Genomic DNA, 26,372 nt, shown 5'->3' with positions numbered 1-26,372 from the left:
ACACTTTTACGCTAAATCAATATTCTGATAAAACTTCATCTACTAAAATTTTAAATTCTTGTTTAAACCGAGTTTGATCAAATTTCTTTACATAAGCTCTTATTACTTCAGGTTTAAAATTGTGTTTGTTATTTTCGAATTCATTAATCGCGGCTTGTAAGCTTTGCTCGGATTGCTCATTGAAAAACATACCCGAAATACCTTCAGCCACAGTCTCTAAAGCGCCGCCTTTTTTATATGCTATTACAGGGCGACCTGATGCCATTGCTTCTAAGGGGACAATCCCAAAATCTTCGACGCCAGGAAAAACTAACGCCTGGCAGTCGCTCAATAATCGTTTTATTTCATTAAATGGTTGACGACCTAATAATTGAACATTGGGCTTAGCTATTTCTTTAAGCTCATTAAACTGCTCGCCTTCACCAACTACAATTAATTTTTTTCCTGATTTATTAAATGCTTTTACTGCAATATCTGCGCGCTTATAAGAAACGAGCTGTCCTAAAAGTAGATAATAATCACCTTGTGTTTCGCTTATATTAAATTCATCAAATGAAACCGGTGGGTAAATAACACTCGCCTTACGGCGGTAATACGAATTAATACGTTTGGCAACAAAGCTACTATTTGCAACAAAATGACTCACTTGTGTTGAGTTTTGTTGATCCCATCGCCTTAAATAATGCAGTAAAGGCGGCATTAATTTACGCTTTAACCACCCAGCCCTATTTTTGTATTCGTTATACATATCCCATGCATACCGCATTGGTGAATGGCAATAGCATATATGAGGGACTCCAGGAGGAGGAATTACACCTTTAGCAGGACCTGATTCACTTGAAATAACTAAATCGTAGCCATTTAAATCAAGTTCTTCTAACGCTAAAGGCATCAATGGTAAATAGCTCTGATAAGCTTTAATAGCTTTCGGCAATTTACTAATAAACGTAGTAGTTACTTTGTGTTTACTTATAATGCTATTTTTAAACGCTGATTCATCATAAACATGGGTGTAAATATCAGCCTGTGGGTAAAGCTCACATAACGCCTCAAGTACTTTTTCACCCCCTCTGCAATTTATTAACCAGTAATGTATTATGGCTACTTTCACTTTTTAATTTCCTACCACTTTGTTTATTGAGTCATTCCAAATTATACGACTAGCATCCCAGTTAAAGGCCTTAACACGTTCAAGACCTTTAATAATTAACGAATTTCTTAAATTAATGTCCGAAATTAAATCATTAAGCCCTTTCGTTATTTCATTTACATTTACTGGATTAATTAAAATTGCAGCATCACCAGCAATTTCGGGCATTGCCGTAACATTAGAAGTTAAAACAGGCGTACCAACAGCCATAGCTTCGATTATGGGTAACCCAAAACCTTCATATAAGCTAGGTAAAGCCAGTAAACTTGCTCCTTTGTAATAACTGGGCAAATCATTTTCAGGAATAAACCCTGCAAAAACTACTTTGTCTATAATATTAAATTCTGAAGCCCAAGCTAATATTTCATCATTACTGTTGCCTGAAAGCATTAAATCATGCGTATTACTAACCACCGACTTAGAAAAAGCTTCCATTAAACGCTTAATATTTTTATGAGGCTTTTTGTCACCTACATACAATACATAAGGTTTTAAGTGCTTATGCGGGTTAACACTTACAGTATAATTCTCATCAACCCCATTATAAACAACAACTATTTTATCTGGGTTTATATTTGCCCATTTAGCTATTTCGTGCTTTGTGTATTCTGACACAGTGAATATTAATGGTGTTTTTTTGCACACAGGTTTTACTAAGTAATCATAATACACTTTATTTTTCAAACCGGCATAATCAGGAAAATATATATGCATTAAGTCGTGAATAGTTATAATAGATCTGCGATGCCAAAAAATAGGGCAATTATATGAAGGAGAAATAAACCAAGCATTATCTATTCTACAATTTAGAAACAATCTTAAAGGATCTAATGGAGAAAAAATATCAGAAAAGCTACCTTCAATAGTTTCTCCGTGCTTATCTAACCGCATTTCTGACGCGAAACGTCCGATCCCATGATTAGCGCACCATCTAGAATCAATTTTTTTCATAGTAATGCTTCACTTTTATAAGATGTAAAGCGGTTGCCAAGGCGAGTAAACCGTACAATGGCAGCAAATAAAAACTAACTAGGCTATAGCTTGACAAAACAAAGGTCATTAGTGAAAAAAATAGAACTCCATTATCAAGCTGAAATTTAGAAAAACTTCTCGACCCGAACAAAAACATCCAAATAATAAAGAGACTAAAACCAATTACTCCAGAGGATAATCTAAAAAATGAAAATTGATTCTCAACGTATATACTTCCACCAATCCCAAACAAGTTCGTAACAAAATCATTCTTAGCTAGAACCATTAATTGTTCAAATTGTTCTTGTCGAATATCGAGAGAGATACTCTCTTCTGCTCCAAATATTTGCAAAGCTTTGCTTTGAAACAAATATACTACATTTTCAAATTTATCTGCATAAGAAAAATACAAAGAAAAAACGAATAAAGTAGCGAGGAATATCAAGGTTATCATCAGGCTTCTTGGTTGCTTAGAGGGGAAAATAATTAAAGATAGGACTAATGCAGCGATAGTTGCAAACCCAGTCCCTGTAACTTGTAGTAACGTGCCTACAACCAAAACAGATGCAATAAGAAAAAATTTAGCCTTTGAAAAATTACAATAAAAAGCAGAAAAGACAAAAGCAAAAAGAAACATTTGAGCATCCATTGTAGGATAACCTACACCGAATCGACCCCAAGATTTATAATCTTCAAAGAAAGGAGGCGGGTAAAAATATATTAAAGGTGTTATCAGGGCATATAAGCAAGCTGTATAGATAAAAAATAAAACTAAACGTTCGATTTCACCTCCAGTTACGCTTTCATATTTATAAAAAGCTACTATCAACAAAAAAAACTGAATCTGTTTAGTTATTATTGAAAATGGAGTTGATACCGTTCGCAGGCCTTCAAACACAGGAAACATCGTTGCGTAATAGGAAATAAACATACTTAAAAACAAAGTAAAAGAAATGAATAAATAGGACTTAAAGTATGCTTTTACTTTAAGTCCTCCAGAAAATATTGAGTAAGCAGTAACAAAAGAAATTAATAATATAGCTAATTCTCTTAAGACCGTTAGTTGAGACGAAAAGCTTACATTGTCTCTGACGCCATCAAATACAAAAAAAAGAATAACAATAAAGTATGGCAACCTAAGTAACATCTTTGTATCAATTCGATAATACTTAAGCATTGTATATACATTCCATCATATTACAGTGCGTTACAATAGAAAATTCTTGATGAGTTTTTTCTTTAATATTTAACTCCCCAAAACTTAAGCTTAGGGTTAGTTCTAATAACTCTTTATAATTTTCAACTAAAAATTCAGACTCATTCAATATGTGGAATATTTCACTTATTCCTCCCACTGGATAAGCAATCACAAGAACCCCAGCACTTCTTGCTTCAATTATTGTTCTGCCAAACGGTTCAGGCCAAACTGTTGGTGAAACTAAAATGTCTACACTTTCGTAAAAGGAAGAGGGGTCAACAAAACCTAAAAAATCTATATTTGAATCAGGGTATGATGTTAAGAGCTTTTCAACATATTCATTATCTCCTTTACCTGCGGCAACAAACTTAGCACCACTTTTTATAATTGCAAAGTGTTCAGCCAGCTTCACAAAGTCTTCAAAACCTTTTTCCTCAGACAGTCGCCCAATAAATCCATATTTTGGTATACTTTTGCCTTCTCTGTTTTTTTTTAATAAGTTAAGAGTTCCTGTAGGATTGAATACAACTTTAGATTTCAAAGTTAGAAAATCAAAGTGGGAACAATGCAACTTTTTAACAAAGGTCGATATGGAGATAAAAGAGTCAACGTTTTTTAAAAAACGACCTCTTAAGTAAGACCAAAATTTGATACTGAAACTATTACCATTCAATTGCTGCTTACCTTTCATTAAGGTGCAATTTGGATGCAAAAAATAGTAATCGCGGGCAGTATGAACCAGTTTTGTTCCATTCCCACCGAGGCATGATAATACACCTGCAGAAAAGCCAGATAAATTATTAGTATGAATAACATCAGGCATTATATTTTTGACCAACGCTCTGATCTGCCTCATCATAAATGGGTTATATGTGTCCAGAAGATGCCATGCTAACTTTATAGAAGGCCCCCTATGCTTTTCATCAAACGGCCAATAAAAATTAACTAGTGGGATATAGTGTACTTTAACTCCATTGATAACACTGCATGTCTTCGCGTTTTTTGAATCTTTAGGAACTGTACAAGCAATATGTACTTCGTGACCTTTTTCAGCAAGCTTTTCAGCTAAAAGTTGCACCGAAACTTCAGCTCCACCGACTCTATATGGATAGTAAAGCGTATTTAGTATTAAGACTCTCAATTTTAGGACCTATTTATTGTTGTTATATTATTAATCCCCAAATAAGTTTCGTATTGTGTATTCACGAAGCTTTTCCAAGACTCTTCAACCAGTTCTAAAGGAAGAGTTAAACTTGTTATTTCTATATTGGGATACACTAACGGTAGTGTCTCGAAGCAGCTTGAATAAAAACCAATTAATTTAATATTTTGGTAAATTAATAGCTTTAGCTCTATTGGTGCCTGCTGTTTATTTATTTCAATCCCGTAGTTTTCAAAATAATTTAGCTTTTCTTTACTTTCTCGCCGATGAGGAAAGTAGACAACTTTTTTACCTACGATTAATAATTCTCGTATGTAATCGACTAATATTTGGTTACTCTTTAGCTCATTTTCAAGTGTACAGACACCAGCCGTAAAAAGTGGAGAGCCTACAATCCCAAGTATACTATCACTCTCTTCAGCCTCTTTTTGCAGAGAAGCTAGCTTATTAAATTCATTTTTGGTAAGTCTATCTTTAGTGCTAACAAATTGTCTTTTTTTTAAAAATGCACTGAAGTAAGTTATTTTATTTAAAATTTTAAGATCATAACCAAATAGATTTAAAAATATATTTTTACATTTAACTTTTATACTTTCAGGCTCAGCTCTCATTTTTGGAGCTCGCTTTATTGCATTTCCATCATCTAGAAAAACACAATGTTTTACTGTAAGCTTATTTACGAGATGTCTTGCTATATATGAACGAAACTCTCCAATAAGCATATACTCAAACTGATTTTCTTGAAGCTGCTTTTCAATATCGTTAATTTGACCTGCATTAAATACTAATTGTAGAAAAGACTCTGTAATATCATACTCGTAATATGAATAAAGCTCTGCTGTTTCAAATTTGTAAAAATCGAAAACAGTATCTATTAGTTTTTTATTATGCCCTGATATCTTAGTATTTAGGTTCAATATCAAAGTTAAATCTGAAGGTGGTATACTTTTTAAAAAACAAAACTCAAGTAGGCTCATAGCTTGTAAAGGTGACTCAACTATAGCTACTGCTTTATTATCCATAAATTATTTGGCCGTTATCGTATCAATATAAATTTATTGATATTTATGTTAATGAAACTTTTTCTGGTTCTTTAATCTAAAATAATGTTCACTATCTCTGCTACTAAATATTTTAGCTGGCGAGCCACCGGCTATAGCCAATGGAGGTACATTTTTTGTAACTACACTGCCAGCTTGAATTATTGCACCTTCACCGATCGAAACGCCTGGCAAAACAGTAACTCGTATACCTAACCATACATTAGATCCAATCGCTGTATCGTAAACTTCATAATTAGAGTCATAAGGAATAGCATCAGAGTTTTTATAGCGATGGTTTTCAGTTATCAGTACACAGCCAAACCCACAGTGAAAATTATCTCCGATATTAACATTTCCTTTACCAATAACAGTTAAGCCATTTGAGTTAAAATTAGAGCCTAAAGAGGTATTAGTATTTATAATTGTTTTGGCATTAATTTTTGCGCCTTTACCAACTACTGAAGCTCTTTTAATCACTTTTCTCCCGTAGAACCAGCACTTAACCTTCTTTTTTAAACTATTTAGCAATGTATGACTCCTCAATTTTTCTAATCATTTGGGTTGTTGTCACTAATTGATAAGCTGAAGCAGCTGTTGAAGCTAAAATCACTCCGTATATATTGTTAAAAACCACCCAGCATATCCCTATTATAAAACAATAAATAAATGCGCTCGTTATGGATATTTTACTAATTATTTTATTCTGTTTATAGTAAAAAAGCCCATGGGAAAGGAATGTGTAGATGACTTGTAAAAAAACGGGTATTAAAGCAAAAACAAATAAATTCCGTGCTAATTCAAATTCATTTTTGAATATAAAAAACCAAAGGTAATATGCAATGACACAAAAAGCAAGAAAAGCTAAAAATATACCTAAACTAAGCCTTACGACTAAACTTATATGAGCTTGCACTCCCATTTGCGTAATTCTTTTATAAAAGAACGACTGTAATGCTTGTGATAATGCGCTAAACCCCATATAAGCCGCACTTGCAATCGTTACAGCAAGAGCATAGTTTCCGGCAAGCGACGCCCCAAACATAAAAGCAACAATTAATCGATCTGCGAATGCTCTGACCCAGTATGATAAATGATGAAGCCACAAAGAAACACCATAACCTATACACTCTTTATATATATTAACCCTCTTTTTTTTAAGAAAAGCTACAAAAGGTGTTTCTGCACATAATAACAAAATAACAGTTTGAAGCATTACTCCTACTAAAGTAAACAGTAAGCGAGTCTCTATGTCTCCACCACTCTCACTAAAATAGATATAGGTGCCTAATTGCGAAATTAGCGTCGTTGCAATTAACACCGTGGCTAAAAGTAAAAACCGTTCTTTTATACGAAACAATGATAAGAACTGAACACTAAAAGCAGTAAACAACCCAATAAAAACAATTAATAAATAATGCGATATATCAATACCTTTAATATAAATAATTAAAGGGCTGATAAGTAAAAAAAATAATAATACCAACAACCCTAGATGAACAAATGCGGAATGCACTTCTGATGCAGCACTTTCATTCTCTCTTATAAATTTAATAGGTATTAAGCCGTTTCCACTAAATGCGAAGAAGACAATAAATATTTGTATTAACGATTGTAAAACACTCAATATAGAGTATTGCTCAGCGCCTAGTGTATTCGAAACAATTGGGACCACAAGAATTGCGGATGCTTTACTGACCACATCCGCAAAAACATATAAAGGCAACCTTATATTCATATTAGGTCCTAAAGTAGTTTTCTAAAAACTGTAACGCTTTCCAGAATCCCTCCCCTTTATTTTTATGCCCTTGCCAAACTTCAGGTATAAACTGACACCCAAAAGCTACTTCTTCTAGATCTTCTGCAAGCTTAGAAAAGTCTACATCACCTTTTCCTATTTCAATACCTTCGCCGTCTATACCAAGCGCATCTACAATATGCATGTGAACTGTGTATTTACCAATTTTTTTTGTAAACTCACTTAACTCCCAACCATAATAGTTACAAGACATCATTGTGTGAGACACATCATAACAAACTTTTATCTTTTGATTATTTTGACAAAAGTCGACAATTTCGTCTGCATCTACAAATAAATTATGGTAACTCTGGCCACCAAAATGCCAAGGAAAAGGGGGCATTGTTTGTATTGCAATAGTAACACCTGTTAAATCGATTTGATTTAAGGCATCAGCAATCAGGTTGTACTTTGCTTGCTTTAGTGATTCATCAATAAAGCCATTATGATTCCATCCACCAGCATTTACTACAATTACAGGGTCAGTCGTTTTTGGAAAATAAGTATTTAATTTTTTTGTAATTTCAACAACTCGAGTCAAAAGATCGATTGATTGAGCTCTATATTCTAGGTTGTCTGAACATAAGTCTAGTATGTGATCGTTTGCAAATAACTCAGGGCTGTGTACTGCGAAACCAATATCCTCTGGGCCGCTAAAATACTTTTTAAGGTCTACTTCTAAATCCTGGTAAGACAAGTGAAACTCAACGAAATCTAAATTAGTCCCTTCTTTAATAGCTCTATAGTCATGGTAGCGTACTGGAACACCAAACGGTCGGTTAAATGAATAATTACGCTTTTCAATTTGCCCAGTTATGTCTGTCATATAAAAGAATGAGCCTGCTTCTATATCGCGGTTCGCTACAGTCCCAACTAAATCTTCAAGTCGATTAGGTTGTAAACCTTGCCCTGGACTCTTTATTTCAACTAAATCACGAGTAATTAATGTGCCTTTTTCAATTCCTTCCTTAGCTACTAGGCTTTTTGCCAAGTTCTCACGATTAATTAGTTCGCCTTGAGTTATCTCACGCGGCGCTTCATCACTACCAAGAGCTTCTTCTACATTACGTATTTGCGTAACCATTTCTTTAAGTTCATTTGGTAACAAGCTTACTTTATGGTCAGTACCTTCTAACGTTTGATCTACAGTCAAGTGCTTTTCAATCACACACGCGCCTAACGTAATTGAAGCAACTGGTACACAAATTCCTCGCTCATGCCCAGAGTAACCAACAAGTTGACCTGTTATTTTACGTAACCTATTCAAATATTTAAGATTTACATCTTTAAAAGGTGTTGGGTAAGTTGAGTTACAATGGAGCAGCACGTAATTTGCGCCTAAATTATTGAGGAAATTAACTGTTTCTTTTATCTCAGCTTCAGAGGACATCCCTGTTGAGCAAAAGAATGGCTTACCTGTATTCGCTACCGCTTCTAATAATTCAAAATTAGTGAAATCTGCAGATGCTACTTTGTAAGCAAGCATACCATAAGCTTCTAACTCTTTTAAAGAATCTAAATCCCATGGTGTACATAAAGGTAGTATCCCTTTAGATTTTGCATAATCAAATACTTCTATCAACTCTTCATTTTTTAGCTGAAAGCGTGAAAGTAAGTCAAGTGTGTATTGAGCACCTAAATCAGCACTATCATCATTTTCGCCTTCGCTTTTATAAAGCTGCTTCATGCTACGCATTTGAAATTTAACACAATCAACGTTAGCATTTACTGCATGATCTACTAACTCTTTTGCTAAGTTTATGTCACCTTGATGATTGTTACCGATTTCAGCAATTATAAAACTAGGGCTAGTTTCTGAAATTTCACGATCGCCAACAAAAAAGCCATCTTGTTTTTGAAATGCTAATTGAATCAGATGCTGTGCATCATCGACTAATGGTATGCAATCGACACCATTTATAAATTTATCTTCAATAATAGATTTCGCAGTATTAAAGTTTACTGCTTTCACATTGCAATTCATTACTTCTTTAACCTGAACGGTTAGATCTATTTTATTACTCTGCGTAAGCCATCTTCGAACATCACCATCCGATAAGCTGCCTAATAGCTTACCATGCTCGGTTACAATAAATACAAGCCTTGCCTTATTTTCATTCATTTTCGCTAAAGCATCCGATAACGACGCCTCTGAAAAACAAATATATTCTTGTATGTTTTTAGTTAAAAACATTATTTTCCCTTATTTAAATTTCTGTGTTTCATGAGCTCTTCACAAATAACGAAGTCAACTTCAGAGTCTATTTCGAAACTTTCTACCTCAGGTGTAATAAACATACCAATCTTGCCTACAAGTCTATTCTTAGATTCGATTAATTTAGCTGTCTTAGTAATATAAAATGAGCCTGTTTCTAAATAATCCTGATCTTCTTTTCTAATATCTTGCCTTCTAGGCCTATTTCGAAAGTCATATGAAGCGATTGGTTGCTCTTGGTTTTTCCATGTAAACCGGTGTGATAATGAAACGCTTAACATGCTGTCATATCGTTCTTTATTGAACTCTTCTATCGCCTTATCAAAGATTCCCATTTTTCGAAGTGGTGATGTACACTGAACTAATATGAATATTTCTGGGAGACAATTCTCAGATTTCAGAAACTCACAACAATGGAGCATTGCACTTTCTGTAGAAGCAGTATCGCCAGAAATGTCACTTGGCCTCAAATACGGCACTTCTGCACCAAATTTTTTAGCTATTTCAGCTATTTCAGAGCAATCTGTTGATACAATAACACGATCTATGAGTTCGGACTCTTTAGCTTGCTGAATACTCCAAGCAATTAATGGCTTTCCAGCCAAGAGTTTTATATTTTTTTGCGGCACACCCTTTGAGCCACCACGAGCAGGTATAAATGCAATTGTTGACATTATCCATCCAATTTATCAATTTTGAAACTGTTCTTATATTAATTCTTCGATCATTCAACCCATTAGTTGAATCTGGCTAGAGCGGTTTCCTCTTTAGTAAAAACTAAAGCTTAATCAGCTCGTGTAAGAAGTTAATATATACATAAATTTTAAATACATTTGTTTCCTGATTATTCTTTTCATTTAATTGAAAATAAAATGAGTAATCCCAGAGAAGATAGCTCCTAATCGACAATTTAGTATCTCAGCTTTATTACACCCAATTGAGACACTTTTTCTAAATTTAGACAGCCAGTTTAGACTATCTTATTGTAATACCTTGTTTTTGTACTTTTATTAAAAGGAGCACAATAGACCCTATTAATAAATTATTTATCGCTTTTGTATTCGTAGTTGTAGTAACCGTAATATCCATATGCATTACTTGCTTTTTTAACAACACCGTTAAACACTACGCCTTTTACATCAATGCCATTTTGCTCAAACCGATTACGAGTAAGCTCTATTTCGCGTACATGGTTTTGACCAAAACGTGTAACAAGCAATGTGGTACCTGAATGCGCACTTACAATTGCAGGATCGGTTACTGCTAATATTGGTGGAGTATCAACAATAATAATGTCGTAGGCAGCGCTTACTTCTTCAACTAATTTACTAAAGTTGCTATGCATTAATAGCTCTGAAGGGTTTGGCGGTATTTGTCCGCGCGTAATAACACTTAAACCTTCAACTTTGGTAGGTTTAGTAACTTGTTCTAGGTTCAAACGACCTGATAGGTAGTCACTTAAGCCATCGCCCCACTTTAAATCAAACTGAGTTTGTAAGTAGCCTTTACGCATATCGGCATCAATAATCAGTACTTTTTTACCGCTTTGTGCAAGCACAGTTGCTAAGTTAACCGATATAAACGATTTACCCACACTTGGGCTTGGGCCCGATATAGCAATAATGTTGTTTTTAGCTTCCATCATCGCAAAGTGCAGGCTCGTACGCAAACTACGTAATGCCTCTATAGCTAGGTCGGCTGGGTTATCGAGCGCTAATATACTTTTAGGTTTATTAACTTTGTTTTTACGGGCTCGCTCGGCAAAGCCACTTAGTTTATCTTGATAATCAGAGTGCGGTACGCTGGCGTATACAGGTAAGCCTAGTGCTTCAATTTCTGCTGGGTCTTCCACCCCTTTATGCATTGCTTTTTGTATAAGCGCTATAGCCACAGCTAACATGCCGCCTAGCATAGTGGCCATTACCACTATTAATGCTTTTTTAGGTTTAACTGGCTTACTGGTATTTACCTCGGCGTAGTCAATAATACGTACGTTACCTACAGTACCTGCGCGAACGATATCAAGCTCTTGTGTTTTGCTAAGTAACAATGTGTAAATTTGGTTGCTTACCTCAACATCGCGCTTTAAACGTAGTAGCTCTTGTTGAGTTTCTGGTAGGTTACCTACCTCACCAACTAGCTCTTGCTTTTGGCTTTCAACCGCTTCTATTTGCTCAAGTATACCTTGGTATGCAGGGTGATCTTTTTTAAACTTACGGCCAATATCTAAACGTTTTAGGTTTAGCTCTTGTAATTTAGTTTCAAGCTTTACAACTTGTTCAAGCACTCCCTGAGTCTCGAGTGTTATGTTTATTGATTGGCGTTTAATTTGGTAGTCGTTAAAGCGTTGCTCTGCGTATTCAAGCTGTTTTTTTATTTCAGGTAATTGTACTTCTAAAAACTCCAGCGACTTTTGCGCCTCAGCGCTATTACGTTCAACATTGCGGCGTACATAAATAGCGGCCACTTTATCAAGTACTTTTTCAGCGTAGCTTGGTTTAGTGCTTTGTAAACTTAAGTTAATTATGCCTGAGTCTTTGCCTTTTTCGCTTGCGCCAATAGCAGTTTGCAAATCTAAAATAGTATTAAGACGATCTTTACGGGTAATTGTAAACTCTGTACCAGGGCGGGCATTTAAAGTACGAATGGTTAAGTTAAACTTACCGTTTGTGAGCTCCTCGCCCACTTTACCCGATAATATTTGCTCACCGTCTTCATTTAAAAGTGCAAGGCTATTGTTAGCTTGTGCTACAACTGTGAACTCTTTATTGATTGCAAAGCGTGGTACGTCAAATCTAAATACATTTATGCTTTCACCGCCCCATGCGTAGCTACTTGCGCCAAAACTTGGCTCGGCTAAGTCGCCATCTTCTATTGGGGTAAAAGTGCGGGAAGCGCGGCTACCTATAAACGGGAATAGCTTAGGCTCTGCTATCACATCAAGATTTAAAGTATCTACTGCCTCACCTATTATACTGCGCGACTTTAGTAGCTCTATTTCGGTTACTGCAGCCGATGTACTTTCGAACATACCTGCCATATCGTCAAATCCAGGAACTGATGCGCCGCCGTCTTCAACTTGTATCATGGCTGTTGCTTGATAAACAGGGGTACTTAATACTGCATAAATAACACCCACAAACATAAACAGCGCGGTTACGGCTACTATAAAATATTTGCGATCGAGCAATGCGCCTAGTAGCGCCATTAAATCAATTTCTTGCGTTGGTTGTGTATTATTAGTGCTTTTACTATTAGCGTTATTAGCGCTGTTATTCGGCTGGGTATTCATTAAATTAGCCATTCCTTATAAATACTTTTGCCAAGCGCTACACGCGCTGTCGATTAATGTATAAACGTGTTCAAAAGCCTCTTGGCTTTGACGGTACGGATCTGGTATTTCGGCGTTATTAATCCACTTACCGAGTAAAAACGTTTTACCGCGCGCCTCGGGGTAGCGAGCATGTACGTCGTTTAAATGGCGTTCTTCCATTACGAGTATTACGCTGTTTTGCGCTACTAAGCTTGATGTAAGCTGCTGGCCTTGGTGAGCATCCATATTAACGCCATGTGCGAGTGCTATTTGTTTTGCTTTTGCATCTGCTGGTTTGCCTTCAAGTGCTGTTAACCCAGCAGACGATACTTTAATATTTTTGCCTTCAAGCTTTTGCTTTAAAACATACTCACCTGTTGGGCTGCGGCAAATGTTACCTGCACACACCACTAAAACTGAATCAAACATTTTAAAAACCCTTAGTTTGCAGTTATATCATCAATACTATCTACAGTAGCAATTGACGGTAACAGTAAGCTAATTACGCGGTTCCAACGGGCAATCGGTGCCGATGTTACATATACAATATCACGCGGTTGTAGTTCAAACTGCTCAGCTAATACCATTGCCGCTATATTTTTAGCGTGTAATTGGTATACGTTTGCCATAACCCCAGTTTGCTCTACGTCACTTTTACGCAGTACAAATACGCCGTTAGCGTCTGCTGTTGCCTCGTTTAAGCCGCCCGAGTCGCTTAGCGCTTCGGCCAAGTTTAAACCATAACGGTTAAGCGTTACTGAACCAGCTTTTTTAACATCACCCAATACAAATATTTTTTGTGCATCGTTACGATTTACGTGCACAATGTCGCCATGTTGCAATAAGCGGTTTTGCGAAATATCACCATGGGCATAAAAGTCATCAAGTTTAATAATTTCTGTTTTGTCGCCTCGGGTAAATGTTACTGTGCGCCAATCGGCTGCATCAGTTAAGCCGCCGGCTTGGTTTAGGGCATCAATGAGGGTAAGTGGTATTTCTGTTACAGGGTATACACCAGGCTTGTTTACTTCACCGGTAACGTAGGTTTTTTGGCTTCTAAAGCCGACTACTTTTACATCTACTTGTGGGTCTTCTATTACTCGGCTTAGGCGTTTAACAAGCTCGTTACGTACTTGGCTTATTGTTTTACCTGCAGCTGGTATATTTGGTGCGTAGGCGTAAGTAATTGTGCCATCTCGTTGTACTCGAAAGCCGTCAAACTCTGCGGTACGTTGTACTGCTGCGGGGATTGTTAGCTCAGGATGATCCCATACGCCTATTGTTAGTACGTCGCCAACACCTAATTTGTATTGATAATTGTTGGTATCTATACCAGCCAAACTAGATATAGGCCTTGCAGCCTTACGTGCTTTTTTCTGTTCATTTATTAATGATGAGTCAATAATTTGAATGTTTACTTTTTCTAGGTCTTGCTCTAGGTTTTGAGTTTGCTCACCTGGAGAAACACCTTCAAAATGGCTACCCGGAATTATTGTACAACCTGTAAGTGATAATAATGCGAGTGAGGTAACGAGTGATTTACAGCTTAACGCCATTGTAGAATCCCAAAATTATTTTAAAATTGTTCTTAATCACCAACCTTGGTGAGTACTTATTTTTTTAGCGCTGTAATTAAAGCATGAGGGCTAACTACGCGCAAGCGCGAATCATTTTATACGTACTGGTTAAAAGCCATAAGCTAGCAAAAGTAAAAATATATTCTAACCTACTGGTAATGAGTTTAGCCCTTCGGGCACGCCCCACGTTCCAGTTCGTCGCAGAGCTCCTCTCGCTCCAGCTTGAAAGCAAAACTTTTTGCTTGTCTAGCCCTTCGGGCACGCTCCACGTTCCAGTTCGTCGCAGAGCTCCTCTCGCTCCAGCTTGAAAGCAAAACTTTTTGCTTGTCTAGCCCTTCGGGCACGCTTCACGTTCCAGTTCGTCGCAGAGCTCCTCTCGCTCCAACTTGAAAGCAAAACTTTTTGCTTGTCTAGCCCTTCGGGCACGCTTCCGCCCCTAGGTTGCAGTTCCTACGTACTGATACTTACTTAATTTTTTATGGCATAAAGCCTAAGTTGCGCTTTATAACTAGTATTGGTTTATATCTTTGTTATCTACACTCATTTCTACTTGTTTATTAAGTAGATTAATTAGCAAAATACTGCGCATATCGCCGTCAGGCTCTTTGTAAATAGCTTTAATATTATTAAATGAATAGTTATTTACGCTAACTACATCACCCGTTTTTGGTATTTTTGATTCTATAGTGTGTGCACGTTCATTTTTTAACTGGTCAATTATGTGCTTAGAAACCAACTGATAATTTGCTCCATAAGAAACAAAGCCACCTATTCCACGTGTATTTTTTACAGCAGAAAAGTTACCATTTTTTGAATCAAGGCATACAAATAAATAATTAGGGAATAAAGCAGTTTGTTTGACGGTACGACGACCTTTAACTAACCTTTCGGTAGTTAATTTGGGGTAAAACGCTTCAATCCCTTGATTTTGCAAGTTAGTTTTAGCTCGCTCTTCTTGCTTAGGTTTGCATACGACTAAATACCAACTTTCCATAGTAGTCCTTAATACATCACTAAAATTGCAATAAATACAACACTAAACTATTTACGCGCTGCATTATAACCAGCATAGAGCGCCTATGTAAATATGCCTTAGTGGTTAATAGCTACTCGCTTTAATAAATATTGTTATTGAGTTTAAAGGGAGTAAAGGCTTTAACGCTAGTTTAGTACCTATAAAGCCATGTTTAGATCGGGTTAAACAAAAGTTTAGCCGCGAAAATTTATTAAAAAATTTAATTAATATTTTTTAATAAATATATAAATAAGAGCGCGAAGTAAATTCGCACCTACAGGTTGGTGCATGTTTGTAGGTGAGGTTTTATACCTCACTTTTTAAGAAGTTAAAGCTTGAGCGCGAAGTAAATTCGCACATACAGGTTGGTACATATTTGTAGATGAGGTTTTATACCTCGCTTTTTTGGAGTTAAAGCATGAGCGCGATGTAAATTCGCACCTACAGAGTGATATTTAAAGGTGAGGTTATTAATTTAGCTCAAGCGTTAGAACCTTGAATAATTATGGCTTTACTTCTACCTTAAAATTCAATGTAACAAATTGATGACAAGGAAGCGCAATGCAAATACTTCACCACGGAGCGGTTAACGGCGTTACTGGTTCGTGCCACGAGCTGGTAGTTAACGAGCAAACGAGTGTGCTTGTTGATTGCGGGTTATTTCAGGGTGAGGATTCTAAAGCAGATCTTTCAATTGAATTTGATATTACCCATGTTACTGCGCTTATTGTTACCCATTGCCATATTGACCATGTTGGTCGAATTCCTTACTTGTTAGCAGCCGGTTTTAAAGGCCCTATTTTTACAAGTATTGCATCGGCCAGTTTATTACCTTTGGTAATTGAAGATGCTTTAAAAGTAGGTGTAACCCGCGACCCTAAAATTATAGCTGCCTGCTTAAGCTTATTAAATAAACGCATAATTGCTGTTGATTATAAAACGTGGTTTGAACTGCCTTGCAAAGCGCCCGGCAAAGCTAAGGCGAGGTTTCAGCGTGCAGGGCATATATTGGGTTCTGCCTACGTTGAAATTGATATTACAAATAATGATAACAACAAACATCGCGTTGTATTTTCAGGAGACTTAGGCGCGCCGTATACCCCACTACTCCCTTCACCTAAAGCGCCTTATAAAGCCGACACCCTAGTTATTGAATCAACCTACGGTGATAAAAATCATCAAGGCCGTAAAGAGCGTACAAAAACGCTAAAAAACATTATTGAACGCGCCGTAGCCGACAACGGCGTTGTTTTAGTTCCTGCTTTTAGTATTGGCCGCACACAAGAGCTATTATATGAGCTTGAGCAACTCATACATAGCTCATCTAAAAAGTCTAAGTGGCGAGACATTCACGTAATACTCGACTCCCCTATGGCAGCCAATTTTACTGAGCAATACAAAAACTTTAAACACTTATGGGACAGCGAAGCTAAACGCAAAATTGCAAACGGTAGGCATCCGCTCGATTTTAAAAACCTAACTACGGTTGATTCACACAAAGAGCACATGGCTGTTATCAACTATTTAAGTACGCGGCAATCACCAGCAATAATATTAGCGGCAAGCGGTATGTGTACTGGTGGGCGAATAGTTAATTATCTTGAGCGATTTTTAAGTGACAAAACCACCGATGTATTGTTTGTAGGTTACCAAGGTAATAAAACGTTAGGTCGCGAAATTCAAAAATATGGCCCACGTAATGGGTATGTTTTTATAAACGATGCTCGCATTACTATAAACGCCAAAGTACATACAATTAGCGGCTATAGCGCCCACGCCGATCAAAAAGGATTAGTTAAGTTTGTAACAGGTATGCATAAAAAGCCAAGCCATATAAAAATTGTGCATGGCGATGATGATGCAAAAAGTGCATTGGCCAAAAAGTACAAAGAGGTATTAGGTAATGAAGTTAAAATCGAGATTGGAAGCTGTTAATGAGCCACGTAGTGAAGTGTAAATAAATCCACAGCACCTGTTGTAAAAGTATGTCCAAATGACACTCTGCTTTAAGTGCCATTTGGATTTGAAGGTATTTATGTAACTTTATTTTGTTCTATAATACAACAATCAAGTTATTCTTGTACTGCAAGTTCAGGGAACCCAAGCTTACACCTTATGTAGTTAATTACTTTACAATAGTTTGCAAGTGCATATAAATAAAGACTAAATACTACTAGAAAGCAATAAAACATATAGTACTCTGGGATATTATACACTTCTCCCAGCATCCCCACCGAAGCAAACACCGAGGCTATAAAACAAATTAACGCCAATGTTTGCATCGGAGAGCAGCCAATTCTTTGGCAGATATGATGTAAATGCTCTCTATCAGGCTTAAATGGTGATTTTTTTTGTTTAATTCTACGTATCATTATTGCAACCATATCCATTAAAGGGACTGCGATTAACCATAATGCTGTTACAGGACGGATCATTGGGCTACCTGGATTTTGGCTAGCGCCAATTAAAAGCCAAATTACAGTAAAGCCTATCATCATACTACCTGCATCACCCATAAATACTTTTCTAGCACGACCGAATAAACCCAAGTTCATTATAATATAAGGGATCATAGTAATTACCAACAATATACATAAATAGCTAAGTTTTTGCTCACCCGACAAAGATAATAAAATAGCTATGCTGCCAAATGTAACAATTGATAAACCACCAAGAAGCCCATCGATACCATCAACCATATTAAAAGCATTAATACAGCCGATCACTGCAAACACGGTAATCACAGGACCAAGCCATGTGAGAAAAATTTCTCCAATACCGAACATATTACCCAAAGACTGCATTTGAGCACCTGCAAAGTAAATCATAACTATAGAGATAGCCGTTTGTATGATGATCCTAAACTTAACGCTTAAATCATATTTATCATCAAGAACACCGATTGCTGTAAGCGCAGTTATGCAAAGCATAAATAGGTTTTCGTGATTAATCATACCTGGGTGAGAATAAATGTAATGAACTATTGTGATACATATTGCCACGCCGCCAACTAGGGGAATATTACCTGTATGAGCTTTTCTGCCTGAGGGAATGTCTACAAGTCCAATATTGTGTGCTACTTTTCGCATTAGGAATAGCATTGCGAAGGCAATAACAAAGGTAAATAGAAGATCTAAAATCATATAAAGTTCCGTGTTAACTAGCTAAGTTAACTTAATCTGGTTGTTTCAGTTGATTTAAAGCACTTAAAAATTTAATGTGTGCTTTCTGAATTTGTAAATAATTACAGCTAAAGTAAGAATTTCCCTAAACACACTCATGTACTCCTTGGCGAAAACAATATAACACTTGCCTATAAAAAAACTCAAAGTTTAATGAGCTAGTAAAGCATCTAAGTATTTTGGGTTATTTAGAGCCTTTCTAAACAACAATGAGTAAATTAAATAGTTTTGTATTATACAAATACACAATAGATATATTTTATTATTCATTTTTTTGATTAGCAATACGCTAGTCCATTATTCTATGGCTGAACTCTGAACGCGCATTGAATACACATATAAACTAAAGATCTATTCCGAGAGTAAGATTTAAACACTTAGGCTTTTATAGGTATCACGACTTACGAAACACAGCTCTCCATGCATAATAGGCAAAGCAAGTAACTGCTTTTATAAAAGGTAGCTTTTCTACTTCACGATAAATTTGCCACTGCCGCTTAGCCTTTTTTAATTTGTTTCTTGAAATTGAGTTAGGCATTATTCTGTAACACGTTAGTATCTCATTTAATAGGTAAGCGTTTTTCCCCGATTTTAATAACTTTAGCCATGTTGCATAATCTTGCCCTGTTCTTAGTAATGGCATAGTAATATCAGAAAAAGCATTACGCCTTAACATCACAGTAGAGCAACCTAAGGTTGCTTTTTTTCTTAGCATGTCTTCATATGTAAAAAAGCCAGTTTGAGTTGCATCTACAGTTTTATTTATTGACTCTCCGCAATGGTCTATTAAGGTATAGGCAGTAAAGGAAAAGTCGATGCTATCCCGCATGAAGGCAACTTGCTTTTCAAGTTTATTAGGAAGCCAACAATCATCACTATCAATAAACGCGATAAATTCACCTTTAGCATGACTCAATGAACTATTACGGGCGACAGCAGCACCTGAATTAACGGCATTTTTAAAAACTTTTACTCTTTGATCTTTTTCTGATATCTCTTGCAGCAATTGATATGTTGAATCAGATGAGCAGTCATCAGTTACTAGCCATTCCCAATTATCTAGCGTTTGTGAGGATAGAGACTTATAAGTTTCGAGCAATTCTGAACAAGAATTATAAGTTGCCGTAATAATTGAAATAAGGTACATATTTAACTCTTCGTTTGAAAAACACTTTTATAGTGAATTTTGCTAAGATATATCTGTTTAAAAAATCCTGCATAGTATATAGAGATAAAACTTAGATTAAAGCTTTAGAAATGAAATAATCATTTTCTAATGTAGTTTTTTAACATTAGCTTCATTTTTTCGTAGAAAGATAACTCTGCAGGAATTTTTATTGCCCACCGTAGCATTAGTGCAAACCGAATATAAAAAGGGTAAAAGCGCAATAAGTAACCTCTAGCACAGAATCGACCCGCATGATCTATATCTCGACTTTCTATATTAGTCGTGTGGTAACAAGTAGCTAGATCTAAATAACTTACTTTTGCATTAACCTTAAATAAATCTAATACAAATTTATTTTCTTCACAGCAAGGAAGCTGTGTCCCTAAACCCAGGTTAGTATCGAACTTAATATTTTTAGCATTGACAAACTCTCGTCTTACAATGATTTCAATAGAAGATATCTTTAAAGAATTTGTTAGCTTATGAGAGCGATGAAAAGCATAATTCTTATAAAATTCATTGTGACTCTCTAATGACTTAACTTTTATAAAGTGAAGTTCAGCATTGGAATTTTGAAGTATATTGACTAACTGTTGTAGGGCGTCAAATTCTAATTCAATATCATCATCTTGTACCCACAACCACTTACTCTGGCTATTCATAAGCAACATATTACGGCTGCGACTTAATCCAGATTCAGTCGTTTTTATTACTTTAACCCTATCTGATAGGTGGGTTACAGTATTAGTAGGTTCTCTTTGTGAACATATTAAAAAATCGATTCTATGGTCTATTTTATCAATATTTTTATGAAGATATTCTGTCAACTTATTTAAAGAAGCTGCAACTGTTGATATAGCAATTGTTAACATAAAGGCCTTACTATTAAAGATTAATTTTCCCTAATATATTATAGGGTATGTATTGCTCTGAATTTGTCATTTTGAAAACAAAGAACATAATTATTAAGGATACGATAATTAGGTAAGTTAACTTCCCCCCACCTTTAAACACTCGCATTAAATATGTTAAAAGCACAATATTAGATATATTGAAAATAATCACAAATCTATCACTTAAGTCTTCAAACTGCATAAACAAAATACTTAAAATAAGCCCAACAAAGCTTAGGTTAAAGAATAGATCAAAATACTCGAACCTTTTTGCTAATCTCTCATAATAATAAAGTAAAATAAAAAACATTAACGGTTTTTCTATAAATGAGAAAGAAAAAGGTTTTGGTTCCCCAGCAGAGACATAAGACTTAAACGCGTAAAAAATAACATTTGAGTTAGGTAAAAAATCCGCTATTAATTTAATTATATTAACACCTTGCAAAAATAGCGTGCTAATTAAAATAAATATAAAAACGCGCGGTTTAAATTTTTTATTTATAAAAAAGTACAGGGGGAAAACTACAATCAAGCTCACATGAAAAGTAATAGCTATTAAATTTAATAAAAAATAAGCATAAGCGTTTCTAGACTTTATAAACTGTATTGAATAAAGGAATATTGCGACAGCTAAACCTTGCCTTAGAAACATCATATTAAATTGAAAATAACCATAACGCATATAAATTAGCAGTGCGAAGATAGTCATAGGAGTGTAAATAGATACACTCTTGTAGGTCAGACCTATTGTGATTAAAGCTGTAACAACGAGAAAAAAATTAAAATCATCAGTAATAGAATGAATAATAAAATTATAAGTTAAGTAACCTTTTTCTAAGCGATTATTATCAGAAAAATAGATAAATAAGTTAGAAATATACTCTGGAGCATCATAAAATACCTGATGGTACACTTCCCAATCAGGCTTAGCACCAACTTCATGTCTCAAACCCGCAAACAAGGCAAGTATCAGCACTAAAAAATAGCCTAAAAAGCTGTAGTCTTTTTTTGCTATAGATGAGTACGAAAAAAGTGTAAGTACGACAACAAGTATAAGATAAATCATTTCTCAGAAAACACTATTCATCAAGCTTCAGCTCTGAAATAAGCCTTTCATATAAGGACTCTTTATCGAATACAGTGTTTTTATCTAAATTATCTCTTCGTAGTTGCTCGTTCCACAGATGGACTGCCTGGGCTCCTTCAAGATTAATGTGTTCATCGCTGGCAAAGAAAATTTTCTTCCAGTCCGCTGATGAAATAGGGTAGTATTTTTGTACAGGTGCTGCGAAGTTTAATAGCTTGCCTTTCTTTACAAAACCGGTAAGAGCTTTGGGCCCGGTAATACCCCACGGCAAATATGAAAAGTCTCCTCGCCCCCATGTTCTTCCAATAAATTTTCTTATTAGAAATTTAAATGTATCCCAGCTTGTAAATTGGAAAGGATTATCGCAATAATCGCTTAGGTTAGAGAAAAGCTTGTTACCAGATTCCTGAGTTCCAATTACGGCATTATTTATATAAGTATCATTCTCAAAGCCAAAATCGAGCTCGTTCTCAATGTAAAATGGAGATAGACAGATAACGTCCATATCAACCCAATAGGTATTGCTACACTTTAAAAGCATTTCGTACCTAAAGTGGTTAGCAAATCCAGCGTAACTACCTTTACCTTTACCAGTCACAGAACCATAAGTAAAAATTTTATTTTTTGGCAGTATGACATTAGCATCTAACACCTCTACACCTTCTGGTATGTTTAATACTTTATCGTAGGTATATAAATACACCTTATGCCCTGCACGCAAAAAAGAGGTTAAACAAACCCTCTCTAATCTAGATAAAGCACCACCAATCCATAACGATCTTATTTCTGCCAACATTTAATACCCATTTTTCTATACTATTAATTCTTAATATCTAAATATAATTACAGTGAGTTTTATTATATGAAAAGCTAAAACATTCTCTTTTTAAATAATTAGAGCATGATTGCATATGTAACCTCACTATAATTATACTAGACTCTACTTACTATGCGTAATAAGCATTCAAGCCTCGCAATAATAATGACACTTAATATAAAAGGCCTGATTTTTTTATTTCTTTTTAAATAAAACTGATGCTCAGTAACACATTTCAATTCACTTAATATAGTTAGTCCCACATACTCGTTATATAATTTAGAGATAAAAAGAGGATTGATTTAACTTCTCTATCGAAAATATATAAAACAATAAATAAGATTAATACAATAGACTTTATCGTCTTAGTGAATGTAAATTGTAGAAATTTAATAGAGCAGACAACTGTGTATCATTTCTAGACCTTCCTACATTCAAAGAGCTTAGTGATTGGTTGTAGCCAGTGCTTAATTGAAGGTATCTGGTGGGCCAATCTCGCTTATCATTAATTTTTTTACAGTCTACTCCACTAATGTGGGCTATTATTTTAAACCATATATCATCAGCGCTATCAGCCAGCCCCATAAATATTTTTTCATTAAAAACTTCGTTGCTCAGCAGGCCAGGAGGGAAAAGCATGCCAGCACCAGAAGTCAAAAATACATCTTCCTTTAAAGAGAAGCAATTAGCCTCATACTCCCATTTGTTATACGGAAGTATTTTTCCTTTTTTATTGTACTTCACTCTATGCGCTCTAGTCCCCAGTATTACGTTAGGTAATACTAAATGCTCGCGCAGAAGACTCTCAATCATGTCTCGTGGGTAAATAAAGTCATCATCGATAGTTATAATAATGTCATTTGGGTATTTCTTTGCAGTTGGAATATACTTTTTGTACGATTTAATATTAGAAACAAACTCAATTTCCAACTCAAATTCATATAAATTCGATAGTGTTAATGGTATATCACTCTCTGAAAACTCAGATTCATCTAACCATAAAACAATCTTATTAGGTCTAATCGTCTGTGATAATATTGACTTTATTACATAGTGAACTTCATGAATTTGTTCCCCATATGTAGTGAATGATACAATTACACTTTTATCCCTTATGTCTGCAAACTTTTTATATTCTTTGAAGTCAGCTAAGTCTAGTTGGACTTTTCTGGCTTCGAGTTTAATAACATTATCCATGTTATTAACTAAAAATGGCATTTTCAGCAATGCACGAAGGTGTTTAAAAAAAGCACTCACACTTTTACCCTCTTATTTAATAATTTAATTAGCTTAGAGTATTGTAAGTATAAATAGCTGCGATAAAAAAAAGTATAAAAAATTAATAGTGTCAACCACACTAAGACTTTCAAAAAAGGTGAAAAGTCATGAAAAACCACCTGTAATGTACATAGTGAGATTACAATTAAAAATTCAAAATATTGCCTAAATCTAGGGAATGAAACCCAAATTCTTGAAGAAATTTCGCTTCTCAATACATAATAAATATAAAACGAGATCAACGTAGCTACTGCAGCCCCGCCCGAACCTAAATAAGGTATTAAAAGGTAATTTAAAACAAAATTAACACCTAAAGTTAGTATTGATATAAGCATAGAATAATACGTTTTTTTCTTTACATTGATACCCATTGATGTAGCTTCTGACATCGTGTAAAAAAGGGGGTATCCAACACAACAAATAATTATACTTGATACCAATTCATAATTATCAGGCAGTATAATTGAAACTAATGGAGAGAAAATACCTACAATACAAAATAGATAAAATATAACCACTCCCATTAAACTAACAACCGATCTAATATTTTTCTCTATATCTGGGTGGTCTTCATTTTTATAAACAGCAGGTGCCCATATAGTACTAAAAACAGATCTTATTATAACAACAGCCGATGCAAAACTAACAGCAACACTATATAGAGCCAACTCGTTTAAGGATGATAAGTCTTTAATCATTAATTTATCTATGCTTGTCAACCCCCAAAATGCTAAGCCGCTTAAAATCAGTGGTAGTCCGAAGCTAAAAGCATCCTTTAAATTTTTAAAACTTAATTTATATATTTCAAATAAATTTAAAAAATTATAGACTTTAATATTTTCTATAAGTAGATAAACCAGTAATACAACATTAGATAAAAGATATATATATAAAAGGTCATCAAACATAATATCTTCTAAGTAAAATATACTTATAAGGGCTAATGAAATAACTAACTTTGGTATTATTTGTGAAAAAGAAAACTTGAGTGCCTTACCCTCCATCCTTAGGTTCAGTGAAAGATACCGATTAAGTAGAGTAACCATAAATGACGAAACAAGTATGATTGCAATAGCATCATTCTTCATTTCAAAAAGATACTGTAGAATACTGACTCTATACATATAAAAGACATAAGAGAATATGCAAAGGGCAATGATACTCGGTGTAATACAGGTAATTAGCAAGTTTGCCTTTTCAGCTTTGTAATACTTTCTCATGTAGTATTGATCTAATCCAAGAGTTAAAACCATTACAACTAAATTACTAATCAAGTGATAAATAGATACCCTGCCTACATCCTCCATAGAAAAAGTCCATGCTAGCAAAGGAGTTATTAGTAAGCCTAGAAATGCACTCGTCACTGGACCAGTTGTATAATGTAATAAATCTTTAACTTTAAACAATATTATTTTCTCTAGTGTTTCGCTTTAACGTTATAGAATAATAATTAAAATAAATTTTAATTAAGAGATTCATTACATTGAATTGTTTTATTTGCCTTTAGGAATGTAAAGCCTAATAAGCACGATTGTAACACCGATAAAACATCCTAATAAAGCACCAAATATACTAATAAGCGCACGTTTAGGTTTGAACTTTTCCTCCGACACTAGTGCAGGATCTATCGTTTTAAATACATATTCATCTCGCACATTTGCGAACATAATGGTCTTTGTTTGCTCTTCCACTAGTTTATATAACACCGCACGTATATCAGCAATTTTAGTTTGCTCTAATTGCTGGGTTAAAAATTCAGTGCTTTTATTTGCCTCTAACACATCACGCGCTTTCATGGTTTCATTTATATCTTGAATTAACCATTTTACCCATTGCTTTGCAATATAAGGCGATACATGCTCGACTGCAATTGTTATCATTCCCGTTTCTGTATCAACATTTGTAAAAATAGCTTTTTTAAATTCTTTATAAGCTTCTTGCATTGAGGGCTCTGCTTTAAAAGGGGCTTTAACTTCACGTATCCACTTATCTTGATCAGCAAGATAAAGTTCTTCATCATAAACAACGGTATTAGTTTCACGGTCCCAAGTTTTAGCAGCCATTAAATTTGGCAAAATATTATACTTTTGAATAAACTCGCTAGTAAACTTGCGTGATTTTAGTACCTCTAGCGCCAATTGAGTTTTATCAACCCCACCACCGGCACCTAAGTTAACACCAGCTAAACTAGCAAACCCACCAAACTGGCCCGCTAGTGCACCTAAACCACTTTGCTTATCTTGCTCTGCAGGTGCTAGTAATGCTTCAGATTTATAAATATTCGGAAGACTAATAGCGTAAAAAACTGATGCCACAGAAAATAAAGTGGTTAAAGCAATAACTATCAACTTGCCTTGCCAAATAACGGTAAATAGTTCGCGTAGGTCTATTTCGTCGTCGGCAATGTTATTAGCCACTGGAGCATTTACTTGCTTTAGGTTATTTGAGTTGTTTTCCATTTAGATCTCATAAGTTCAGCTATCAGCTATCAGCTATCAGCTATCAAA

Annotated in this window: 22 protein-coding genes; 1 reads left to right on the top strand and 21 read right to left on the bottom strand. The window is 35.1% G+C overall.

Annotated features, from left to right (window positions below; translation table 11 throughout):
- Window positions 1–16 precede the first annotated feature (16 nt).
- The 13 genes from H5161_RS16670 to rfaH form a co-directional block, all read right to left on the bottom strand.
- Complete coding sequence (locus H5161_RS16670) at window positions 17–1,111, bottom strand: glycosyltransferase family 4 protein (RefSeq protein ID WP_182769706.1); 1,095 nt, start codon at window positions 1,109–1,111, stop codon at window positions 17–19.
- A 3-nt stretch (window positions 1,112–1,114) separates the two neighbouring features.
- The gene (locus tag H5161_RS16665) at window positions 1,115–2,101 is read right to left on the bottom strand and encodes a glycosyltransferase family 1 protein (RefSeq protein WP_182769705.1); all 987 of its coding nucleotides are present in this window, start codon (window positions 2,099–2,101) and stop codon (window positions 1,115–1,117) included.
- Entirely contained in the window at window positions 2,088–3,299 is a 1,212-nt protein-coding gene (locus tag H5161_RS16660) for a hypothetical protein (RefSeq protein WP_182769704.1), read from the bottom strand. Before H5161_RS16660 ends, H5161_RS16665 begins: the two co-directional genes overlap by 14 nt.
- Window positions 3,292–4,461, bottom strand: coding sequence for a glycosyltransferase family 4 protein (locus H5161_RS16655; protein ID WP_259398715.1), 1,170 nt, complete (start codon window positions 4,459–4,461; stop codon window positions 3,292–3,294). The genes H5161_RS16660 and H5161_RS16655 overlap by 8 nt, the downstream gene beginning before the upstream one ends.
- 2 nt (window positions 4,462–4,463) lie before the next feature.
- Window positions 4,464–5,504 (bottom strand): hypothetical protein, encoded by a 1,041-nt coding sequence (locus tag H5161_RS16650; protein ID WP_182769702.1) that lies wholly within the window; start codon window positions 5,502–5,504, stop codon window positions 4,464–4,466.
- 48 nt (window positions 5,505–5,552) lie between these two features.
- Window positions 5,553–6,002, bottom strand: coding sequence for an acyltransferase (locus H5161_RS16645; RefSeq protein ID WP_310737017.1), 450 nt, complete (start codon window positions 6,000–6,002; stop codon window positions 5,553–5,555).
- A 40-nt stretch (window positions 6,003–6,042) separates the two neighbouring features.
- Complete coding sequence (locus tag H5161_RS16640) at window positions 6,043–7,260, bottom strand: lipopolysaccharide biosynthesis protein (protein ID WP_182769700.1); 1,218 nt, start codon at window positions 7,258–7,260, stop codon at window positions 6,043–6,045.
- Between the two features lies 1 nt (window position 7,261).
- Window positions 7,262–9,514: an N-acetylneuraminate synthase family protein gene (locus H5161_RS16635; protein WP_182769699.1), complete on the bottom strand. Its 2,253-nt coding sequence runs from the start codon at window positions 9,512–9,514 to the stop codon at window positions 7,262–7,264.
- Window positions 9,514–10,209: a cytidylyltransferase domain-containing protein gene (locus H5161_RS16630; RefSeq protein ID WP_182769698.1), complete on the bottom strand. Its 696-nt coding sequence runs from the start codon at window positions 10,207–10,209 to the stop codon at window positions 9,514–9,516. Before H5161_RS16630 ends, H5161_RS16635 begins: the two co-directional genes overlap by 1 nt.
- Window positions 10,210–10,577: 368 nt before the next feature.
- Window positions 10,578–12,827 (bottom strand): polysaccharide biosynthesis tyrosine autokinase, encoded by a 2,250-nt coding sequence (locus H5161_RS16625; RefSeq protein WP_182769697.1) that lies wholly within the window; start codon window positions 12,825–12,827, stop codon window positions 10,578–10,580.
- Between the two features lie 15 nt (window positions 12,828–12,842).
- Window positions 12,843–13,277 carry a low molecular weight protein-tyrosine-phosphatase gene (locus tag H5161_RS16620; protein ID WP_007582278.1) on the bottom strand — a complete coding sequence of 145 codons (435 nt, stop codon included), beginning with the start codon at window positions 13,275–13,277 and terminating at the stop codon, window positions 12,843–12,845.
- Window positions 13,278–13,288: 11 nt separating this feature from the next.
- Entirely contained in the window at window positions 13,289–14,404 is a 1,116-nt protein-coding gene (locus tag H5161_RS16615) for a polysaccharide export protein (protein WP_182769696.1), read from the bottom strand.
- A 529-nt stretch (window positions 14,405–14,933) separates the two neighbouring features.
- On the bottom strand, window positions 14,934–15,419 hold the full coding sequence (rfaH, locus tag H5161_RS16610; protein ID WP_182769695.1) for a transcription/translation regulatory transformer protein RfaH: 486 nt from the start codon (window positions 15,417–15,419) through the stop codon (window positions 14,934–14,936).
- A gap of 582 nt (window positions 15,420–16,001) precedes the next feature.
- Here rfaH and H5161_RS16605 point away from each other — a divergent pair.
- Window positions 16,002–17,375 carry an MBL fold metallo-hydrolase RNA specificity domain-containing protein gene (locus H5161_RS16605; RefSeq protein WP_182769694.1) on the top strand — a complete coding sequence of 458 codons (1,374 nt, stop codon included), beginning with the start codon at window positions 16,002–16,004 and terminating at the stop codon, window positions 17,373–17,375.
- 137 nt (window positions 17,376–17,512) lie between these two features.
- Here the strand turns inward: H5161_RS16605 and wecA are convergent, their stop codons facing one another.
- The 8 genes from wecA to H5161_RS16565 all read right to left on the bottom strand — a co-directional run bounded on the left by wecA (window position 17,513) and on the right by H5161_RS16565 (window position 26,324).
- The gene (gene wecA, locus H5161_RS16600; RefSeq protein ID WP_182769693.1) at window positions 17,513–18,583 is read right to left on the bottom strand and encodes a UDP-N-acetylglucosamine--undecaprenyl-phosphate N-acetylglucosaminephosphotransferase; all 1,071 of its coding nucleotides are present in this window, start codon (window positions 18,581–18,583) and stop codon (window positions 17,513–17,515) included.
- A gap of 433 nt (window positions 18,584–19,016) precedes the next feature.
- Window positions 19,017–19,769 carry a glycosyltransferase family 2 protein gene (locus H5161_RS16595; protein ID WP_182769692.1) on the bottom strand — a complete coding sequence of 251 codons (753 nt, stop codon included), beginning with the start codon at window positions 19,767–19,769 and terminating at the stop codon, window positions 19,017–19,019.
- Between the two features lie 119 nt (window positions 19,770–19,888).
- On the bottom strand, window positions 19,889–20,662 hold the full coding sequence (locus H5161_RS16590) for a glycosyltransferase (protein WP_182769691.1): 774 nt from the start codon (window positions 20,660–20,662) through the stop codon (window positions 19,889–19,891).
- 13 nt (window positions 20,663–20,675) lie between these two features.
- Window positions 20,676–21,749, bottom strand: coding sequence for an EpsG family protein (locus tag H5161_RS16585; protein ID WP_259398714.1), 1,074 nt, complete (start codon window positions 21,747–21,749; stop codon window positions 20,676–20,678).
- A 13-nt stretch (window positions 21,750–21,762) separates the two neighbouring features.
- On the bottom strand, window positions 21,763–22,566 hold the full coding sequence (locus tag H5161_RS16580) for a hypothetical protein (protein WP_182769689.1): 804 nt from the start codon (window positions 22,564–22,566) through the stop codon (window positions 21,763–21,765).
- 378 nt (window positions 22,567–22,944) lie between these two features.
- The gene (locus tag H5161_RS16575) at window positions 22,945–23,844 is read right to left on the bottom strand and encodes a glycosyl transferase (protein WP_182769688.1); all 900 of its coding nucleotides are present in this window, start codon (window positions 23,842–23,844) and stop codon (window positions 22,945–22,947) included.
- Window positions 23,841–25,271, bottom strand: a complete 1,431-nt coding sequence (locus tag H5161_RS16570) for a lipopolysaccharide biosynthesis protein (protein WP_182769687.1) — start codon at window positions 25,269–25,271, stop codon at window positions 23,841–23,843. The genes H5161_RS16575 and H5161_RS16570 overlap by 4 nt, the downstream gene beginning before the upstream one ends.
- Before the next feature lie 87 nt (window positions 25,272–25,358).
- Window positions 25,359–26,324 carry a Wzz/FepE/Etk N-terminal domain-containing protein gene (locus tag H5161_RS16565; RefSeq protein ID WP_182769686.1) on the bottom strand — a complete coding sequence of 322 codons (966 nt, stop codon included), beginning with the start codon at window positions 26,322–26,324 and terminating at the stop codon, window positions 25,359–25,361.
- Window positions 26,325–26,372: the final 48 nt, after the last annotated feature.

Source organism: Pseudoalteromonas sp. SG43-5 (assembly GCF_014164345.1).
Classification (GTDB): Bacteria; Pseudomonadota; Gammaproteobacteria; order Enterobacterales; family Alteromonadaceae; genus Pseudoalteromonas; species Pseudoalteromonas distincta.
Note: the sequence above shows the minus strand (reverse complement) of the source record. Positions and strands in the feature narration are given on the sequence as shown.

What these genes read in the sequence shown, in the direction of transcription:
- H5161_RS16630 (WP_182769698.1), bottom strand. Translation starts at nt 10,209, where the DNA reads ATGTCAACAATTGCATTTATACCTGCTCGTGGTGGCTCAAAGGGTGTG.
- H5161_RS16585 (WP_259398714.1), bottom strand. Translation starts at nt 21,749, where the DNA reads ATGATTTATCTTATACTTGTTGTCGTACTTACACTTTTTTCGTACTCA.
- H5161_RS16665 (WP_182769705.1), bottom strand. Translation starts at nt 2,101, where the DNA reads ATGAAAAAAATTGATTCTAGATGGTGCGCTAATCATGGGATCGGACGT.
- H5161_RS16595 (WP_182769692.1), bottom strand. Translation starts at nt 19,769, where the DNA reads ATGTACCTTATTTCAATTATTACGGCAACTTATAATTCTTGTTCAGAA.
- H5161_RS16565 (WP_182769686.1), bottom strand. Translation starts at nt 26,324, where the DNA reads ATGGAAAACAACTCAAATAACCTAAAGCAAGTAAATGCTCCAGTGGCT.
- wecA (WP_182769693.1), bottom strand. Translation starts at nt 18,583, where the DNA reads ATGATTTTAGATCTTCTATTTACCTTTGTTATTGCCTTCGCAATGCTA.
- H5161_RS16620 (WP_007582278.1), bottom strand. Translation starts at nt 13,277, where the DNA reads ATGTTTGATTCAGTTTTAGTGGTGTGTGCAGGTAACATTTGCCGCAGC.
- rfaH (WP_182769695.1), bottom strand. Translation starts at nt 15,419, where the DNA reads ATGGAAAGTTGGTATTTAGTCGTATGCAAACCTAAGCAAGAAGAGCGA.
- H5161_RS16650 (WP_182769702.1), bottom strand. Translation starts at nt 5,504, where the DNA reads ATGGATAATAAAGCAGTAGCTATAGTTGAGTCACCTTTACAAGCTATG.
- H5161_RS16635 (WP_182769699.1), bottom strand. Translation starts at nt 9,514, where the DNA reads ATGTTTTTAACTAAAAACATACAAGAATATATTTGTTTTTCAGAGGCG.
- H5161_RS16580 (WP_182769689.1), bottom strand. Translation starts at nt 22,566, where the DNA reads ATGTTGGCAGAAATAAGATCGTTATGGATTGGTGGTGCTTTATCTAGA.
- H5161_RS16605 (WP_182769694.1), top strand. Translation starts at nt 16,002, where the DNA reads ATGCAAATACTTCACCACGGAGCGGTTAACGGCGTTACTGGTTCGTGC.
- H5161_RS16590 (WP_182769691.1), bottom strand. Translation starts at nt 20,662, where the DNA reads ATGTTAACAATTGCTATATCAACAGTTGCAGCTTCTTTAAATAAGTTG.
- H5161_RS16625 (WP_182769697.1), bottom strand. Translation starts at nt 12,827, where the DNA reads ATGAATACCCAGCCGAATAACAGCGCTAATAACGCTAATAGTAAAAGC.
- H5161_RS16615 (WP_182769696.1), bottom strand. Translation starts at nt 14,404, where the DNA reads ATGGCGTTAAGCTGTAAATCACTCGTTACCTCACTCGCATTATTATCA.
- H5161_RS16660 (WP_182769704.1), bottom strand. Translation starts at nt 3,299, where the DNA reads ATGCTTAAGTATTATCGAATTGATACAAAGATGTTACTTAGGTTGCCA.
- H5161_RS16640 (WP_182769700.1), bottom strand. Translation starts at nt 7,260, where the DNA reads ATGAATATAAGGTTGCCTTTATATGTTTTTGCGGATGTGGTCAGTAAA.